The organism is Bacillus sp. CH140a_4T, assembly GCF_008923725.1.
In the GTDB taxonomy this organism is placed as follows: Bacteria; Bacillota; Bacilli; order Bacillales; family Bacillaceae_G; genus Bacillus_A.
Genome location: NZ_WBPF01000013.1, coordinates 1,143,852 through 1,144,124, shown reverse-complemented (window position 1 = coordinate 1,144,124; position 273 = coordinate 1,143,852). Strand labels below are relative to the sequence as shown.

At 39.9% G+C, this 273-nt stretch carries 1 rRNA gene; it reads left to right on the top strand.

What is annotated here, in order from left to right:
• Positions 1-152 precede the first annotated feature (152 nt).
• A 5S ribosomal RNA gene (rrf, locus tag F8162_RS14915) occupies positions 153-268 on the top strand.
• Positions 269-273: the final 5 nt, after the last annotated feature.

Here is a 273-nt window from a genome sequence, read left to right as displayed (position 1 = left end):
CATGGTGACATGTGGAGCTGACGAATACTAATAGATCGAGGACTTAACCATATAATATGTAGCAATGTTATCTAGTTTTGAAAGAATATAAAAAACTTGTTGACTTTAAAAGTTAAATAAGTTATGATGATTCTTGTCTTAAATGAATACAGTCTGGTAATGATGGCAGAGAGGTCACACCCGTTCCCATACCGAACACGGAAGTTAAGCTCTCTAGCGCCGATGGTAGTTGGGACCTTGTCCCTGTGAGAGTAGGACGTTGCCAGGCAATTC